This is a genomic window from Streptomyces sp. NPDC026659, from assembly GCF_040638245.1.
Classification (GTDB): Bacteria; Actinomycetota; Actinomycetes; order Streptomycetales; family Streptomycetaceae; genus Streptomyces.
This window is the reverse complement of the sequence record NZ_JBEZXY010000005.1, coordinates 216,481-232,143: the sequence shown is the minus strand read 5'-3', so window position 1 is coordinate 232,143 and position 15,663 is coordinate 216,481. Positions and strand designations below refer to the sequence as shown.

The following is a 15,663-nucleotide window of genomic DNA, read 5'->3' as shown; positions in this document are numbered from 1 at the left end:
ACCTTTCGCGCACCGGCGAAACAATATCGGCGCGGGCCAGGGACTTTGAAACTCCCCGCATGTCCAGTTACCGATCCCTGTTCCGTACACCGGAGTTCACCCCGCTGTTCCTCGGCTCGGCCGCCCAGACCGCGGCCCAGACCCTCGGCGGACTCGCCCTCGGCACCCTCGTCTACCGGGCCACCGGCTCCCCGCTGCTCGCGGCGGTCAGCATGTTCGGCCCGTCCCTCGCCCAGGTCCTCGGCGCGACCGTGCTGCTCTCCGGCGCCGACCGGCTGCCCCCGCGCACGGCCCTGTCCGCCATCGCCCTGACGTTCGCGGCGGGTACGGCGCTCCAGGCGCTGCCCGGCCTGCCCGCGGGCGTACTCCTGCTGATCGTCCTGCTGCTGGGCCTCGTCGCCTCCCTCGGTGGCGGTGTCCGCTGGGGCCTGCTGAACGAGATCCTGAGCAAGGACGGCTATCTGCCCGGGCGTTCGCTGTTCAACATGACGAGCGGCCTGACGCAGATCACCGGTTACGCCACCGGCGGCGCCCTGCTGACCGCCCTCTCCCCCCGCGTCTGCCTGCTCCTGGCGGCGGCCCTGTATCTGACGGCCGCGCTGCTGCTGCGCCTCGGCCTCTCCCCGCGCCCGCCCCGGATCGGCGGCCGCCCGTCCCCGGCGGCGACCTGGCGCACCAACGCCCGTCTGTGGTCGGCCCGTTCGCGCCGCCTGACCTATCTGGGGCTGTGGGTGCCCAACGGCCTGGTCGTCGGCTGCGAATCGCTCTACGTGTCGTACGCCCCCCACGCGGCGGGCGCGCTGTTCGCCTGCGCGGCGCTCGGCATGTTCGCCGGGGACGTGACGGTGGGCCGCCTGCTCCCGCCCGGGGTGCGCGCCCGCCTCGCGACCCCGTTGCTGCTCCTGCTGGCCGTCCCGTACCTGCTCTTCGCCGCGCACCCGCCGCTGCCGGTGGCCGCGGTGTGCGTGACGCTCGCCTCCGTCGGCTTCGGCGCGAGCCTGGTCCAGCAGGAGCGGCTGATGAGCCTGATCCCGGACGAACTCGCCGGTCACGCCCTGGGGTTGCACTCGGCGGGCATGCTGACCCTCCAGGGCGTGAGCGCGACACTGGCCGGTACGGTCGCCCAACTCACCTCTCCGGCAACGGCGATGACCGTGATGGCGGCGGCGTCGGCGACCGTGACGCTGGCCCTCGCTACGGCCGGCCGGAGTCTTCCTGCGGCCGCGGCTCGGGAAGCTGCTTAGCCTCGGGGGCGGTCAGCTCGGGAGCGGCGGGGGCGGGGGCGACTTCGGGGGCTGCCTGTGGTGCGGGGGCGGCCTGAGGCGCGGCGGCCCCGGAGTTGCCGTCCGACCCGCCGCCGAACTGCTGCGCCGCCTTGTCGAAGTACCGCAGCAGCTCCACCGGGAACGGCATGACCAGCGTCGAGTTCTTCTCCGCGGCCACCTCGACGACCGTCTGGAGCAGCCGGAGCTGCATCGCCTCCGGCGTGTCCGACATGATCCGCGAGGCGTTGGCGAGCTGCTGCGCGGCCTGGAACTCGCCGTCGGCCGTGATGACCCGCGCCCGCCGCTCCCGCTCGGCCTCGGCCTGACGGGACATGGACCGCTTCAGCGACTCGGGCAGCTGGACGTCCTTGATCTCGACCCGGTCGATGTGGACGCCCCAGCCCGCGGCCGGGCTGTCGATCATCAGGGCCAGCCCCTCGTGCAGCCGCTCACGGTCGCTGAGCAGGTCGTCCAGGTCGCTCTTGCCGATGATGGAGCGCAGCGAGGACTGGGCGACCTGGCCGACGGCGAACATGTAGTCCTGCACCTCGATGGCGGCCCGCACCGGGTCGACCACCCGGAAGTACACGACGGCGTCGACCTTCACCGAGACGTTGTCCTTGGTGATGCCCTCCTGCGTCGGCACGGGCATCGTCACGACCTGCACGTTCACCTTGCGCATCCGGTCCGCGAACGGCACCAGGAAGGTGATCCCCGGCTGCCGGGCCCCCGGCAGCGCCCTCCCCAGCCGGAACACCACCCCGCGCTCCACCTGGTTGACCACCCGCATCCCGCTTTTCAGCACGAGCAGCAGGAACACGGCCACGACCACTGCGACGACGGCGCCGTCCATGGCACTCCATTCTCCGACGCGACTCTTGCCCGGCAGGCCCGGACAAGGAGAAGGACTCGAAGGGGGGCCGCGTGGATGCGAGCCCGCCGGTCATGACCGCGCAAAGAATGGCGCAAGGAATGAGCGACGGAACCCGCCGCGAAGGCGCGACGGAATACGCCCGCGAAAGGGAGCGTTTGCGGTGAAATGACCGACTGGACGACGGAGGTCCGCGACCGCCTCGCGGCGGAACGCGAGTCCACGAACGCCCGGATCAAGGCGCTGAGCAGGGACTTCCAGGCGATCGTCGAGGCGAACGCCCTGGTGGCGGTGGACGACGAACACGACCCCGAGGGCTCCAGCACCGCCTTCGAGCGAGCCCACGTCGCCTCGCTCCTCAAGCAGGCGGAGGCCCACCTGGAGACCCTGGACGACGCCCTGACCCGCCTCGCCGAGGGCACCTACGGCCACTGCGAAGCGTGCGGCCGCCCGATCCCGCCGGAACGCCTGGCGATACGGCCCGCGGCCACGATGTGCGTGGGGTGCGCGGAGGGGGCGCGGCGGCGCTAGGGGGTGTCTCGTCGATCAAGCCGGGCTCGCGGCGTCTGGCACCGCACCTCGCCGCGTTGTCGTCGGTCGCCGATGCTCCGCATCGACTCCCTCCTCCGCCTTGCGATGCACGGCACCAGACGCCGCTCCCTGATCCGGCCTGATCGACAAGACACCCCCTAGGCCGTGTCCGCAGAGTCCTGTCTGCGGACACGACCTGGCAGGGGTTTCTACGTCTCGGCGCCGCCCCTGATCGAGTCGAGGGCGACGGTGACGGTCCGCCGCAGGGCCTCGGGTTCGGCACCGGCGCGGGAGCGGAGGTTGACGCCGTAGGCGAGGAGGGCGAGCAGTTCGGCGGAGGCGCCGAGGTCCGTCCCGGACGCGAGCTGCCCCTGGCGCCCGGCGGCCGCGAGGGCGGCGTGGATGGCGTCGCGCAGCTCCTGATGGTGCCGCTCCAGCAGGGCGCGCACCTCGGGATCGTCGTTCTCGGCACCGGCGTGCGCGTTGGCGATCATGCAGCCCCAGCGGGCGTACTCGCCCGAGCAGCGGATCTCGACGAGGGCGCCGAAGAACTCGGCGACGGCCGGCAGCCCCCGCCCGTCCTCGGCCAGGCGCCGGAACGCGGGCCACGACCACTGCTCCACGTAGCGGCGCAGGGCGGCGCGGTACAGCTCCTGCTTGCCGCCGTATGTGGCGTACAGGCTGGACCGGTTGAGCCCGGTGGCGGTCACCACGTCCTGGATGCCGGTCGGGGCCACGCCCCGCTGCCAGAACAGCCGCACCACCGTGTCCAGGGTGGCGTCCGGGTCGAAGTGCTTGATGTCCGGCATGGTCCGTCCTCGCCATCTTGAAATGCCGATTCCAAGATACGTGCCCCGAATCGACGGGCGGCGGCTATCTTGGAGCCATCTTGGAACGAACGTTTCAAGATGAGCTCCGGGAGGGACGAGGGCCATGACCACGCTGAACACCGAACTGCGCGCCTTCCACACCGCGCGCCAGAAGGACATCCCCGCCGAGATCCGCGAGGTCATGCGGCGCGCGGACCAGGAACTCGCCGACTCCGGTCAGGCCGCCCGTGCCCTGACCACCGGCGACAAGGCACCGGACTTCACGCTCGCCACGGCCACCGGCGGCACGCTCTCACTGGACGCGCTGCGCGCGCGGGGACCCGTCGTCCTGACCTTCTACCGCGGGGCCTGGTGCCCGTACTGCAATCTCGCGCTCCGCGCCCTCCAGCGGCACCACGAGGAGATCGGTGCGCACGGTGCCCGGCTGGTGGCGGTCTCCCCGCAGGTCCCGGACGAGTCCCTCACCCTGTCCGAGAAGCACGCGCTCGCCTTCGACGTGCTGAGCGATCCGGGCTCCGCCGTGGCGCGGCAGTACGGCCTCGCCTTCGACCTCCCCGACGACCTGGCCGCCGTCTACGCGCGGCTCGGCATCGACCTCCACCGCTCCAACGGGGGCCACTCCCGCACGCTCCCGATCCCGGCGACGTACGTCATCGACGGGGCCGGGGTGATCCGCTGGGCGTTCGTCGACACGGACTACACGAAGCGGGCCGAGCCGGGGGACGTGGTCAGGGCCCTGGACTCCCTCCGCTGACGTCAGTCCTTCGCGGCGAGTTCTCCGCTGAGCGTCCCGTGGATGCGGGCGCTGCGTTCGTTCAGGCCCGTGATCTCGACCGTCTTGCCGCGCTGGGCGTACTTGGCCTCCACGGCGTCCAGCGCGGCGACGGAGGAGGCGTCCCAGATGTGGGCGGCGGAGAGGTCGATGATCACCTTGCCGGGGTCGCCCGTGTAGTCGAACCGGCCGGCCAGGTCGTTGGCCGAGGCGAAGAAGAGGGCGCCGCTCACCCGGTAGACGACCGTGCCGCCGTCGGGGTCGGTGACGGCGGTGACCTCGGCGAGGCGGGCCACCCGCCGGGCGAAGACCGCCATGGCGGTGATCGAGCCGACGACGACGCCGACGGCGAGGTTGTGGGTGGCGACCACGCACACGACGGTGAGCACCATGACGGCGATCTCCCCGGCGGGCATCCGCCTGAGGGTCTTCGGCGCGACGGAGTGCCAGTCGAAGGTCGCGAAGCACACCATGACCATCACCGCGACCAGCGCGGCCATGGGGATGCGGGACACGACCGGCCCGAAGACGACGCACAGCGTCAGCAGGAAGGCCCCCGCCAGGAAGGTGGACAGCCGCGTACGGGCCCCGGAGACCCGCACGTTGATCATCGTCTGGCCGATCACCGCACAGCCGCCCATGCCGCCGAGGAACCCGGTGACGATGTTGGCGATGCCCTGCCCGACGGACTCGCGCGTCTTGGAGGAGCGGGTGTCGGTGATGTCGTCGACGAGCCGGGCGGTCATCAGCGACTCCATCAGCCCGACCAGCGCCATCGCGAGCGCGTACGGGGCGATGGTCGTGAGCGTGTCCAGGGTGAACGGCACGTCGGGCAGCCCCGGCACCGGCAGCGACGACGGCAGCTTCCCCTTGTCGCCCACGGTCGGCACCGCGATCCCCGCGGCGACCGTCACCACGGTGAGGACGGCGATGGAGACGAGCGGCGCCGGGATCACCCTGCTGACCCTCGGGAGGAACACCATCATCGCCAGCCCGGCGGCGAGCAGCGGATACACCGGCCACGGCACGCCGGTCAGCTCCGGCACCTGCGCCATGAAGACGAGGATCGCCAGGGCGTTGACGAAGCCGACCATCACACTGCGCGGCACGAACCGCATCAGCCTGGCGACACCGACCGCGCCGAGGACGATCTGGAGGACACCGGCCAGGATGACGGTGGCGATCAGATAGCCGAAGCCGTGCTCCCGGTTGACCGGTGCGATGACCAGCGCGACGGCACCGGTGGCCGCCGAGATCATGGCAGGGCGCCCGCCGACGACGGCCGTGACCACGGCCATCGTGAACGACGCGAACAACCCGATGGCCGGATCGACCCCCGCGATCACGGAGAACGAGATCGCCTCCGGAATCAGCGCCAGGGCGACCACGAGCCCGGCCAGCACCTCGGTGCGCAGCACCCTCGGGTCGGACAGCCAGGACGGACGGCGGAAACCACGCGACCACGCGGCCGGGGACGGTGCGGAGGAGGGCAAGAGAAAACGAACCTGTCGTGCTCGGGAAAGAGGCAATTTTACCCGCGGTGACGTGTGCGGGGGGCCGCGCCCGCGGAGCCCCGAACGGGTAATACGTACCTGCGCACCCTCCCGGATGGGTCGCGGAACGGATTTCACCTGATCCGGGGAATCCACCCATCCGCCCAGGCCACAGCCCCGGATTCCCGTCGTGAGGGACGAGGAGAAAGATCAGACAGGGCCTCCGGGGCCGGCGCGCAGGGCGCTCGGCGCGCTCAGCGGCCTGCTCGCCGGTTTCGGCGCCCTGGCGACGGCCGAGCTGGCGTCCGCCGCCGTCCGTCCGGAGTCCGGCCCCGTCGTCGCCGTGGGCGGCGCCGCCATCGACCGCACGCCCGCCGCGGTGAAGGACTGGGCGATCCGTGAGTTCGGCACCGCCGACAAGCTCGTGCTCCAGACGGGCATCGTGGTCGTGCTGGCCGTCCTGGCGGCCGGGCTGGGGGTGCGGGCCGTCCGGTTCCGGCGGGCGGGAGCCGCCGGGGTTCTCCTCTTCGGGGCCGTCGGCGCGTTGGCCGCGACCGGCCGCCCCGACTCCACGGGCCTCGCCGACGCACTGCCGTCCGTGGTCGGCGCCGTAGCGGGGGCGCTGCTCCTGTACGTCCTCGTGGGCCGCCTCCAGGAGGGCAGGGGGGAGCCCGGCCCCGCCGCCGGGGCAATCGGCGCCTTCGACCGCCGGGGCTTCGTCCTCACGGCGGCGGCCACCGCGGCCGCGTCGGCCGCCGCCGGGGCGACCGGCAGGTACCTGAACGGAGCGAGCGGCAAGGGCGCGGCCGCCTCGCGCGCGGGTGTGGTCCTGCCCCGCCCCGGGTCACCCGCCCGGCCCGTTCCCGCCCGCGCCGGGCTCCGCATCCCCGGGATCAGCCCGTTCGTCACCGAGAACACGGACTTCTACCGTGTCGACACCGCCCTGGTCGTGCCCAAGGTCGACGCGAGCACCTGGCGGCTGCGCGTGCACGGCCGGGGCGTACGACGGCCCGCCGTCTTCACCTACGACAGCCTGCTGCGCAGGGAGCTGATCGAGCGGGACATCACCCTCACCTGTGTCTCCAACGAGGTCGGCGGCCCCTACACGGGCACCGCCCGCTGGCTCGGCGTCCGGCTCGCGGACCTGCTCGCCGAGTGCGGGGTGCGCCCGCCGTCCCAGGGCGGCCCGGCCGACCAACTGGTCGCGCGTTCCGTCGACGGCATGACGCTCGGCACACCGGTCGAGGACGTGCTGGACGGCCGCGACGCGATGCTCGTCCTCGGCATGAACGGCGAACCGCTGCCCTTCGCGCACGGCTTCCCCGTCCGCATGGTGGTGCCGGGCCTTTACGGCTACGTCTCCGCCTGCAAGTGGATCGAGGACCTCGAACTCACCACCTTCGACGCCTACGACCCCTACTGGGTGAAGCGGGGCTGGGCGCGCCGGGCCCCGGTCAAGACCCAGTCGCGGATCGACACCCCGAAGCCGTTCGCCCGCCCGAAGGCCGGTCCGGTGATGGTCGCGGGTGTGGCCTGGGCCCAGCACCGGGGCATCGACAAGGTCGAGGTGCGCGTCGACGACGGCCCGTGGCAGGAGGCCCGGCTGGCTGAGGAGGCCGGCCGGGACACCTGGCGGCAGTGGTCCTTCCCGTGGCAGGCCACCCAGGGCGGACACACCCTCACCGTGCGCGCGACCGACCGTACGGGCGCCGTCCAGACCGCACGCCGTACGCGCACGGTCCCCGACGGCGCCGACGGGTGGCACTCGGTGGTGGTCACCGTCGAGTGAAACCCGGGGCGTTCACGCCCCCTCCGGACCAACTCCCTTTCCTTTCAGCCCTGAACGCGGCAGTCCGCCGCACTCTCAAGAGGAGATCTCTGATGAACACTCGTGCCCGCCGTATCGCCGTCACCCTCGCCGCGACCGCGGTGCTGCCGCTGGCGCTGAGCGCCTGCTCCGGCGACAAGGACGCCGACTCCGGCAAGCCGAACGCGTCGGGCAAGTCGGCGGCGTCCGCCTCCGCCTCCGCCTCGCAGAGCAGTGGCGACATGGGCGGTTCCGCCATGGACCAGCCCTTCGGCTCCGCCTGCTCCGCCGTGCCGAAGAACGGCGCGGGCTCCTTCGACGGCATGGCCAAGGACCCGGTGGCCACCGCCGCCTCGAACAACCCCGCCCTGTCCACGCTCGTGTCCGCGGTGAAGAAGGCCGGTCTGGTCGACACGCTCAACAACGCCCAGAACATCACGGTGTTCGCGCCGACCAACGATGCCTTCAACAAGATCCCGAAGGCGACCCTGGACAAGGTCCTCAACGACAAGGCCGAGCTGACGAAGATCCTCACCTACCACGTCGTCGGCAAGAAGCTCATGCCCGCCGACCTGGCGAACGGCTCCTTCGACACGCTGGAGAAGTCGAAGCTGACGACCTCCGGCTCGGGCGAGTCGTACACCGTCAACGGCTCCGCGAAGGTCGTCTGCGGCAACGTCAGCACCGCCAACGCCCGTGTCTACATCATCGATTCGGTCCTGATGCCGAAGAGCTGACGCTCTCGGGGCACACGGGAACGCGCCGTACGGTCTCCTTCGCGGAGGGGACCGTACGGCGCGTTCGCCGTCGTGCCGTCGTGGCGTGCTGTCGGCATGGTCAGGACGGCATGGTCAGCAGACCGACGGGAGTGCTGGTCGGCCGGGGCGAGCCACCGGCGGGCTCTACGGTGACGCCGACGGCGGAGGCGCCGTCCACCCGTCCCCGCATCAGCACGGTCTGCGCGGCGCGGCCGGGGCTCATCAGGCCCGCCGGGCGCATGGTGCCGCCGTCCGCGAACCAGAGCTGGTACACCTTGCCCTTCGGCGGCGCGGGCATGTCCGAGGCCACGAACACGGCCCGGTCCCGGCCGGCGGACACCACCAGGGTGCCGGTGCCGCCCGCGACCCGCGCCGACCGCGTCCGCGCGTCCGGCGCGCTCAGCACCCCGGCCACCTCGTCGGCCTGCCGCTCGGCGAGCGCCGCCCGCTGCCGGGCGTCCTGGGCGCGCTCGTACTGCCACACCGCCGTACCGCCGAAGCCCACCGCTGCCGCGAGGCAGGCGGCGAGCGCCCACCGGGCCGGTCCGCGCCCGCGCGGCAGACGGCGCCGTACCTCGTGCGCAGGCGCGGTGGCCGGAGGCACCTGCCGCACGGTGGTGACCCGGTGCAGCACCTCCCGGCGCATCCCGTCGCGCACGGGCACGGCGGACGCCGACGCGAGCCGGGCGGCCGTGGCGGTGAACTCCGCCACCTCCTGGGCGCAGGACGCGCAGCCGGACACATGGCGTTCGAAGGCGGCGCGCTCCTCGTCGGGCAGCGCGTGCAGGGCGTAGGCACCCGTCAGCAGATGCGGATCGGCGGTCGTCACGCGGTCACCCCCAGGCAGTCGCGCAGCCGGACGAGTCCGTCGCGCAGCCGTGTCTTCACCGTGCCGAGCGGCAGCGCGAGCGACTCGGCGACCTGGCGGTAGGTCAGGCCCCGGTAGTAGGCCAGGGTGACCGCCTGCCGCTGCAGATCGGTCAACGTGCGCAGACAGCGCCGTACCTGCTCCTGCTCCAGCCGGGTCTCGACCTGCTCGGTCACCTGGTCGTACGCGGGCGTCCGGTCCAGCAGCGCGGCCTTGGTGTCGCGGGCGGCCGCGGCCTCCACCGACCGGACCCGGTCCACCGCGCGCCGATGCGCCAGGGTCAGGATCCAGTTGACGGCGGTCCCGCGCTCGGGCCGGTAGCGGGGCGCGGTGCGCCACACCTCCACCAGGACCTCCTGCGCGACCTCCTCCGACTGCGCCTGGTCCCGCAGCACCGCCCGGACGACCCCCAGCACGGACCCGGCCACCGCGTCGTAGAGCGCCGTGAACGCCTCCTGGTCCCCGAGGGCCACCTCGTGCACCAGTTGCTGCAGGTCAGGTTTGGACGACGGACTTGGGCCGATGTGGACGGCTTCCCTCACTGCGGAACTCCCTGGGCGCGACGAACCGGAACATCTCCGGGTAATCCGAGGCCGCGGGGGTGGCGGATTGGTCCGTGAGCCTGGACGGTCCGACGCCTCATGTGAACGGCCCCGGACGAGGGCGTCCGGGGCCGTTCACATGTGCTGCGTCAGATGGATCAGATGGCTCAGATGGAGACGTGCGGGGCGACGGACGCGCCGTTTCCGAGAACCAGCTGGAGCAGGGCCGCGTCGTGGGGGCGCAGCCAGTACGACGCGTTGTCGAGGTCCACGGCCGCGGTGAACTTCATGCGGGCCTGCGCGGCGTTCTGCTGCTGCCGCTCCGGATGTACGGCCGGCGGCCACTCAAGGCTGATCGGCTCGTCGACGGCGCCCTTCCCGCGCCTGCGCCAGGCCAGCCGGACCGTGCCGTCCGCAGCCTGGTCGAGAAGCAGGTTCCCCAGGGTCTGACTCCCGTCGCGCAGCCCGTACGCGAACATGCTGAGCCGCACACCCGTCCGCAGCCGCACGGCGTCAGCCTGCACCGTGCGGGAGGGGCCCATCCCCAGCCGGAGGGCCAGCTTCGCCCCCCACCCCCGGTACAGCGCACAGGTCGCCTGCGCCCCACGCGGAGCCGGGAAGAAGGACGGGGGAAGCAGCGCCCGGACCAGCGGATCGAGCACGAAGAAGAAGAACACCAGGCCCAGCAGCCCGAGCATCATCCCGCCCTCCGCCAGACCGGCGAAGAACAGGCCGAGGGCTATGGCCATCATGACCACGAACTGCATGACAAGACGGACGTTCACGTTGTTACCGGCACGCTTTCTGATCCCGACGGACGACGCGGCAGGTTATCCGGCGGCAGAACGCGTTGACCATGGAATAAAGGCCCCGCGCGATGATCCATGCGGAGCCTTTACCTGGTGCCCCCGGCAGGATTCGAACCTGCGACACCCGCTTTAGGAGAGCGGTGCTCTATCCCCTGAGCTACGAAGGCGGGGCCTTGGGGAGCGGTGTCGCTCCGGCAAGGGTGTGGGCGGCCACGTTGTGGCTGCCCATGACAGGGTAGCGGATCGGAGGCGGAGGGTGTGGGGGACGCCGGGCGGCGTCGCGGGGGTGGAGTAACTCGGGTCCCTCGCGCGTCGGTTGATCTCGGGGCGAGTCCCTTCGGGAGACCGGCCGGAATCACCTGCGCCCCAGCGTCTCCGGCACCGCCCCCGCCGCCCCCGTCCCCTCCGGCACCCCCCGCGTCCGCGTCACCCGCACCCGGTACTTCCCCGAGGAGTCCGCGCTCATGACCCGCACGGTGATGCCGTGCTCGGTGTCCTTGAAGGTCTGGCCGGGGGTGTAGGGGGCGTCGGAGAGTTCGGCCTGGACGTTGGGGCTGCGGGTGCAGCCGCCGCTGTCGGGGTGGGCGTCGGTGACGGTCACCGGTCCCCGGCCGGTGTCGACGTCGGCGTCCACCTTGTAGACGAGGATGCCCGGGCGGCACACGTCCTCGTCGTTGCCGCCCTCGGTGCGCAGCTCGAGCGCGTACGCGGTGCGCCCGTCGACCGGGACCAGGATCAGCTTGCCGCCGCCCTTCTCGTGCAGCGGGGTCAGCGTGTACTCCGTGCTGCCCTTGGCCGTCGCGCAGGCGACCTGGGAGGTGTCGAGCCAGCCGAGCTTCCACTTGTGCCAGCCGAGCAGGTCGTTGTTGGCGCCCCAGTCCTCGCTCATGATGTCCCAGTGGCCGACCGAGCTGCCGCCGTCCTGGGTGTAGAGGTCGGGCAGCCCGAAGGTGTGGCCGTTCTCGTGCGGGAGGACCCGGTAGCCGGTCCTGTCGTAGGTGCCGGAGCCGTCGTCCTGGCGGGAGTAGACGAAGGACGCGTTGGCTATGGGCGCGCCGTCGGCGACCGGGGCGTCGCCGTTGCCCGCGAAGGTCACGGAGAGCACCGTGTCCAGGGCGGAGGGCCCGGCGTTCGGGGTGACCAGGACGTTGAGCAGGTCGTACGAGCGGAAGTCCACCCCGGGGTCGGCGGCGTCCACGATGTCGTGGACCAGGTCCCGGTAGCCGGGGTCGAAGGGGGCGCCGCGTTCTATGCCGTAGTCCTTGAACGGTTTCGGCATCCGCAGCCAGTGGGTGACGGGGGTCTCGGGCCGGTAGTCGAGGCGGCCGTACGACGCCTTGCGGAACCACTCCTGGGTCTGCGGGAAGAACTCGTGGAAGCGGTCGAGCGCGCTGCCCCGGCCCTTGGCGTCGGGGAAGTCGATCATCAGGGTCAGCGCGTGGACGGTGCCGGTGGAGCGGGAGTAGCCGCCCGAGGTGGGCACGCCCTCCGTCATCTGGACGTCGGTGCCGCCGTGGATCATGCAGGGCGCCAGGGCGGCGCCGGCGCGGGTGAGGCCCGTGGGGCCGGTGGGGCTGTGCGCCGTGAGCAGACCGGGCCCGGCCGAGGTGCTGACCGCGAAGGTCAGGACGGTCACGGAGGCCAGGGCGGCCGCGCGGCGCGCGCGTATGCGGCGGGGCGACTGCGGCTGCATGCAGGGACCTCTCGCTCCACGGCAGCCGCCCGTCTCCGACTGCACCCTTGCGCTCACCCTGTGTCGGCGGTGCGGGGGTCGCGCGCTGGAAGAGACCGATCGTGGGATTTCCGTACGAGCAGGTGTGAATCACATAGGCTGGGGGTGAATCGCGGCAAGTGGGACAGGGGTCGAGGGGCGCGTGACTCAGGTCACATCCGGAAAATTCCGCGAGGGGAAATAACCGGGGAACCTTTCCCCGTTTAACCAGGTGTCCACCGCTTGACCCTGTGTCCACCGCCCGACCTTTCGAAGTGGAGTTCGCCGTGCAGACCGCAGCCCCCGCCCGCAAGGCGTCCCGGCCCCGTGCCGACGCGCTGCGCAACCGGGAGCGGATCGTCACCGCCGCCCGCGAGATGTTCGTCGAACACGGCCTGCATGTGCCGCTCGACGAGATCGCCCGCCGGGCCGGCGTCGGCAACGCCACGCTGTACCGCAACTTCCCGGACCGCGACGCCCTGGCGCGCGAGGTCGTCTGCTCCGTCATGGACCGCACGGCCCACGCGGCCGAGCGGGCCCTCGCGGAGACCGGCGACGCCTTCGCCGCGCTGGAGCGCTTCGTGCACGCCGCCGCCGAGGAGCGGATCAGCGCACTGTGTCCGATGGTCTCCAGCGCGTTCGACCACGACCACCCCGACCTGGAGGCCGCGCGCCGGCGGATCGAGGGGCTGGTCGCGGAGATCATGGACCGCGCCAAGGCCGCCGGGCAGTTGCGGACCGATGTCGGCGTCGGTGACCTGCTGGTCGCCGCGGCGCAGCTCAGCCGGCCCCCGGCCGGTACGGCCTGCTTCAGCGTCGACCGCTTCGTCCACCGTCATCTCCAGCTATTCCTGGACGGTCTGCGGGCCCCGGCCCGCTCCGTCCTGCCGGGTACGGCCGTGACCATGGAGGACCTGCGCCGGCCCTGACCGAACCGATCTGACCGCCTGACCGACCGGTCCGGCCGGGCCCGCGCCCCGGCTCCGCGACCCCACACGCTTCCGGCCGCCCCGAGGGCGCGCCGCCGATACCGCACGCCTCCGCGCACGCGTCCGTCCGTACAACGCCGTACGGAATCGCCCGCGAGGCGCCTCATTCATCCTCACGAGATTCATCCTCACGAGTTCGCCCTCGTGGGTTTCATCCTCACGAAGTACCGGAGTGGGTACCCCCATGTCTCAGACAGCCGACAAGGCTCCCGTCGCCGCGTCCGGCGGCGACAGCAACCGCTGGAAGGCGCTCGTCTTCATCGCGCTCGCCCAGCTGATGGTCGTCCTCGACGCCACCATCGTGAACATCGCCCTGCCGTCCGCCCAGCGCGACCTCGGCATCTCCGACGGCAACCGGCAGTGGGTCGTCACCGCCTACGCCCTCGCCTTCGGCGGCCTGCTGCTCTTCGGCGGCCGCATCGCCGACAAGTGGGGCCGCAAGCGCGCCTTCCTGATCGGTCTCATCGGCTTCGCCGCCGCCTCCACGCTGGGCGGCATCGCCACCAGCGGCGTCATGATGTTCGGCGCCCGCGCCCTCCAGGGTGTCTTCGGCGCCCTGCTGGCCCCGGCCGCGCTCTCCCTGCTCGCCGTGATGTTCACGGACGCCAAGGAGCGCGCCAAGGCGTTCGGCATCTACGGCGCCATCGCGGGCGGCGGCGGTGCCGTCGGCCTGATCCTCGGCGGCTTCCTCACCGAGTACCTGGACTGGCGCTGGACCTTCTTCGTCAACGTGCCGTTCGCCGTCGTCGCCGCGCTCGGCGCCTGGTACGTCATCCGTGAGCCCGAGGGCGGCCGCAACCGCTCCCCGCTGGACATCCCCGGCGTCATCCTGTCGACCCTGGGCCTGGTCGCCCTGGTCTACGGCTTCACCCGCGCCGAGTCCGACGGCTGGGGCGACGGCCTGACGATCGGCATGTTCGTCGCCTCCGGCGTGCTGCTGCTGGCGTTCGTGGTCGTCGAGGCCCGCGTCAAGGCCCCGCTGCTCCCGCTGCGCGTCGTCTCCGACCGCAACCGCGGCGGCATCTACCTCTCGCTCGGCCTCGCCATCATCGGCATGTTCGGCCTGTTCCTCTTCCTGACCTACTACCTCCAGATCGTGAAGGGCTACACCCCGGTCAAGACCGGCTTCGCGTTCCTGCCCATGGTCGCGGGCATGATCACCGGCTCGACCCAGATCGGCGCCCGTCTGATGACCCGCGTCCCGGCGCGCCTGCTGATGGGCCCCGGCTTCTTCGTCGCCGGTGTCGGCATGCTGCTGCTGACCCAGCTGAAGGTCGACACCTCCTACGCCGCGACCCTGCTGCCCGCCATGGTGCTGCTCGGCCTCGGCATGGGTACGGCGTTCATGCCCGCGATGTCGCTGGCGACCATGGGCGTCGAGCCCCGCGACGCCGGTGTGGCCTCCGCGATGGTCAACACCTCGCAGCAGGTGGGCGGCGCGATCGGCACCGCCCTGCTGAACACCATCGCCGCGTCCGCGACCACGTCGTACATCAAGGACCACATCGCCGGCGCCGCCTCCAAGCCGCAGGCCCAGCTGGTCCAGCTCCAGGGCATGGTGCACGGCTACAGCACGGCGATCTGGTTCGCCGTCGGCATCCTGGCGGCGGCCTCGCTGATCGCGTTCACCTTCGTCAACGCCGGCCGTCCGGGCTCCACCAAGGTCGCCTCCGGTGACGGTGCGGGCGCGGAGGACGAGGTGCAGATCCCGGTGGTCGCGCACTGAGCCACTGAACCGTTGACCCCGTGAGGAGGGCCTGCCCCGACTGTGCGACTCAGCGCAGCCAGGGCAGGTCGGCACCCGCTTCGCTCGGCTGAAGACCCTCGGCGACGATCTGCATGATCTCGCCGAGGGTCTTCTGCTGTTCCGGGGTCAGCCGGTCGAACAGCGCCTGCCGTACGGCGGTCACATGGCCGGGGGCGGTCCGGCGCAGCACCTCGGCGCCCTCGTCGGTGAGCACCGCGAACTGGCCGCGCTTGTCGGAGGGGCAGTCCTCGCGGCGCACCCAGCCGTTCTTCTCCAGGCGGGCGACGGCGTGCGAGAGGCGGGAGCGGGTGATCTTCGACTTCCGGGCCAGCTCGGTCATCCGCAGCCTGCGGCGCGGTGCCTCGCCGAGGCCGACGAGCAGGCCGTAGTACATGTGGGGCATTCCGGCGTCGCGCTGGAGCTGCCGGTCGAGATGGTCGTCCAGGAGGGTCGTGGCGTGCAGGTAGGAGCGCCAGACGCGCTGTTCCTCGTCGGTGAGCCAGCGGTGCCCGTCGGCGGAGTCCGATGCCGTGTTCATGCGTCCCACTGTACGAGGCGTGTTCTTGAAAGTTGAACAACTGGGGCGTACGCTGTTTCTGTAAAGCTTGAGAGTTAAAGCATTTCTCTCAGGCGACGCCCTCGCAGGGTGACCGACCACCGGGAGCCGCCG

General features: G+C 71.7%; 15 protein-coding genes and 1 tRNA gene. 7 read left to right on the top strand and 9 right to left on the bottom strand.

Annotated elements, in window-relative coordinates:
* The first annotated feature begins 59 nt into the window (after positions 1 to 59).
* On the top strand, positions 60 to 1,244 hold the full coding sequence (locus AB0E91_RS15190; protein ID WP_361780676.1) for an MFS transporter: 1,185 nt from the start codon (positions 60 to 62) through the stop codon (positions 1,242 to 1,244).
* Here the strand turns inward: AB0E91_RS15190 and AB0E91_RS15185 are convergent.
* A complete protein-coding gene (locus tag AB0E91_RS15185) occupies positions 1,195 to 2,118 on the bottom strand; it encodes a slipin family protein (protein WP_361780673.1) in 924 nt (307 codons plus the stop codon). The two genes, AB0E91_RS15190 and AB0E91_RS15185, sit on opposite strands and share 50 nt — an antisense overlap.
* Before the next feature lie 186 nt (positions 2,119 to 2,304).
* Here AB0E91_RS15185 and AB0E91_RS15180 point away from each other — a divergent pair, with 186 nt between their 5' ends.
* Positions 2,305 to 2,667 (top strand): TraR/DksA C4-type zinc finger protein, encoded by a 363-nt coding sequence (locus AB0E91_RS15180; RefSeq protein ID WP_361780670.1) that lies wholly within the window; start codon positions 2,305 to 2,307, stop codon positions 2,665 to 2,667.
* Positions 2,668 to 2,876: 209 nt separating this feature from the next.
* Here AB0E91_RS15180 and AB0E91_RS15175 read toward each other — a convergent pair whose 3' ends face one another.
* Positions 2,877 to 3,476 (bottom strand): TetR/AcrR family transcriptional regulator, encoded by a 600-nt coding sequence (locus tag AB0E91_RS15175; RefSeq protein ID WP_361780667.1) that lies wholly within the window; start codon positions 3,474 to 3,476, stop codon positions 2,877 to 2,879.
* A gap of 124 nt (positions 3,477 to 3,600) precedes the next feature.
* On the opposite strand from AB0E91_RS15175, the gene AB0E91_RS15170 reads away from it, so the two are divergent.
* On the top strand, positions 3,601 to 4,251 hold the full coding sequence (locus tag AB0E91_RS15170) for a peroxiredoxin-like family protein (protein WP_361780664.1): 651 nt from the start codon (positions 3,601 to 3,603) through the stop codon (positions 4,249 to 4,251).
* A gap of 2 nt (positions 4,252 to 4,253) precedes the next feature.
* Here the strand turns inward: AB0E91_RS15170 and AB0E91_RS15165 are convergent, their stop codons facing one another.
* Complete coding sequence (locus tag AB0E91_RS15165; protein WP_361780661.1) at positions 4,254 to 5,762, bottom strand: SulP family inorganic anion transporter; 1,509 nt, start codon at positions 5,760 to 5,762, stop codon at positions 4,254 to 4,256.
* 190 nt (positions 5,763 to 5,952) lie between these two features.
* Between AB0E91_RS15165 and AB0E91_RS15160 the strand changes: the two genes are divergently transcribed.
* Positions 5,953 to 7,551 (top strand): molybdopterin-dependent oxidoreductase, encoded by a 1,599-nt coding sequence (locus tag AB0E91_RS15160; protein WP_361780658.1) that lies wholly within the window; start codon positions 5,953 to 5,955, stop codon positions 7,549 to 7,551.
* Positions 7,552 to 7,643: 92 nt separating this feature from the next.
* Positions 7,644 to 8,306: a fasciclin domain-containing protein gene (locus tag AB0E91_RS15155; protein WP_361780655.1), complete on the top strand. Its 663-nt coding sequence runs from the start codon at positions 7,644 to 7,646 to the stop codon at positions 8,304 to 8,306.
* Between the two features lie 100 nt (positions 8,307 to 8,406).
* On the opposite strand, the gene AB0E91_RS15150 is transcribed toward AB0E91_RS15155, so the two are convergent.
* The 5 genes from AB0E91_RS15150 to AB0E91_RS15130 all read right to left on the bottom strand — a co-directional run bounded on the left by AB0E91_RS15150 (position 8,407) and on the right by AB0E91_RS15130 (position 12,239).
* On the bottom strand, positions 8,407 to 9,156 hold the full coding sequence (locus AB0E91_RS15150) for an anti-sigma factor (protein ID WP_361780652.1): 750 nt from the start codon (positions 9,154 to 9,156) through the stop codon (positions 8,407 to 8,409).
* The gene (locus tag AB0E91_RS15145; protein WP_361780649.1) at positions 9,153 to 9,737 is read right to left on the bottom strand and encodes a sigma-70 family RNA polymerase sigma factor; all 585 of its coding nucleotides are present in this window, start codon (positions 9,735 to 9,737) and stop codon (positions 9,153 to 9,155) included. The genes AB0E91_RS15150 and AB0E91_RS15145 overlap by 4 nt, the downstream gene beginning before the upstream one ends.
* A gap of 167 nt (positions 9,738 to 9,904) precedes the next feature.
* A complete protein-coding gene (locus AB0E91_RS15140) occupies positions 9,905 to 10,522 on the bottom strand; it encodes a hypothetical protein (RefSeq protein WP_361780646.1) in 618 nt (205 codons plus the stop codon).
* Between the two features lie 115 nt (positions 10,523 to 10,637).
* Positions 10,638 to 10,713 (bottom strand) — tRNA-Arg (locus tag AB0E91_RS15135).
* A gap of 188 nt (positions 10,714 to 10,901) precedes the next feature.
* Complete coding sequence (locus tag AB0E91_RS15130; protein WP_361780643.1) at positions 10,902 to 12,239, bottom strand: M6 family metalloprotease domain-containing protein; 1,338 nt, start codon at positions 12,237 to 12,239, stop codon at positions 10,902 to 10,904.
* A 305-nt stretch (positions 12,240 to 12,544) separates the two neighbouring features.
* Between AB0E91_RS15130 and AB0E91_RS15125 the strand changes: the two genes are divergently transcribed.
* Positions 12,545 to 13,186 (top strand): helix-turn-helix domain-containing protein, encoded by a 642-nt coding sequence (locus AB0E91_RS15125; protein ID WP_361780640.1) that lies wholly within the window; start codon positions 12,545 to 12,547, stop codon positions 13,184 to 13,186.
* Positions 13,187 to 13,430: 244 nt separating this feature from the next.
* On the top strand, positions 13,431 to 14,972 hold the full coding sequence (locus AB0E91_RS15120; RefSeq protein ID WP_361780637.1) for an MFS transporter: 1,542 nt from the start codon (positions 13,431 to 13,433) through the stop codon (positions 14,970 to 14,972).
* A gap of 49 nt (positions 14,973 to 15,021) precedes the next feature.
* Here the strand turns inward: AB0E91_RS15120 and AB0E91_RS15115 are convergent, their stop codons facing one another.
* On the bottom strand, positions 15,022 to 15,531 hold the full coding sequence (locus AB0E91_RS15115) for a MarR family transcriptional regulator (RefSeq protein WP_361780634.1): 510 nt from the start codon (positions 15,529 to 15,531) through the stop codon (positions 15,022 to 15,024).
* Positions 15,532 to 15,663: the final 132 nt, after the last annotated feature.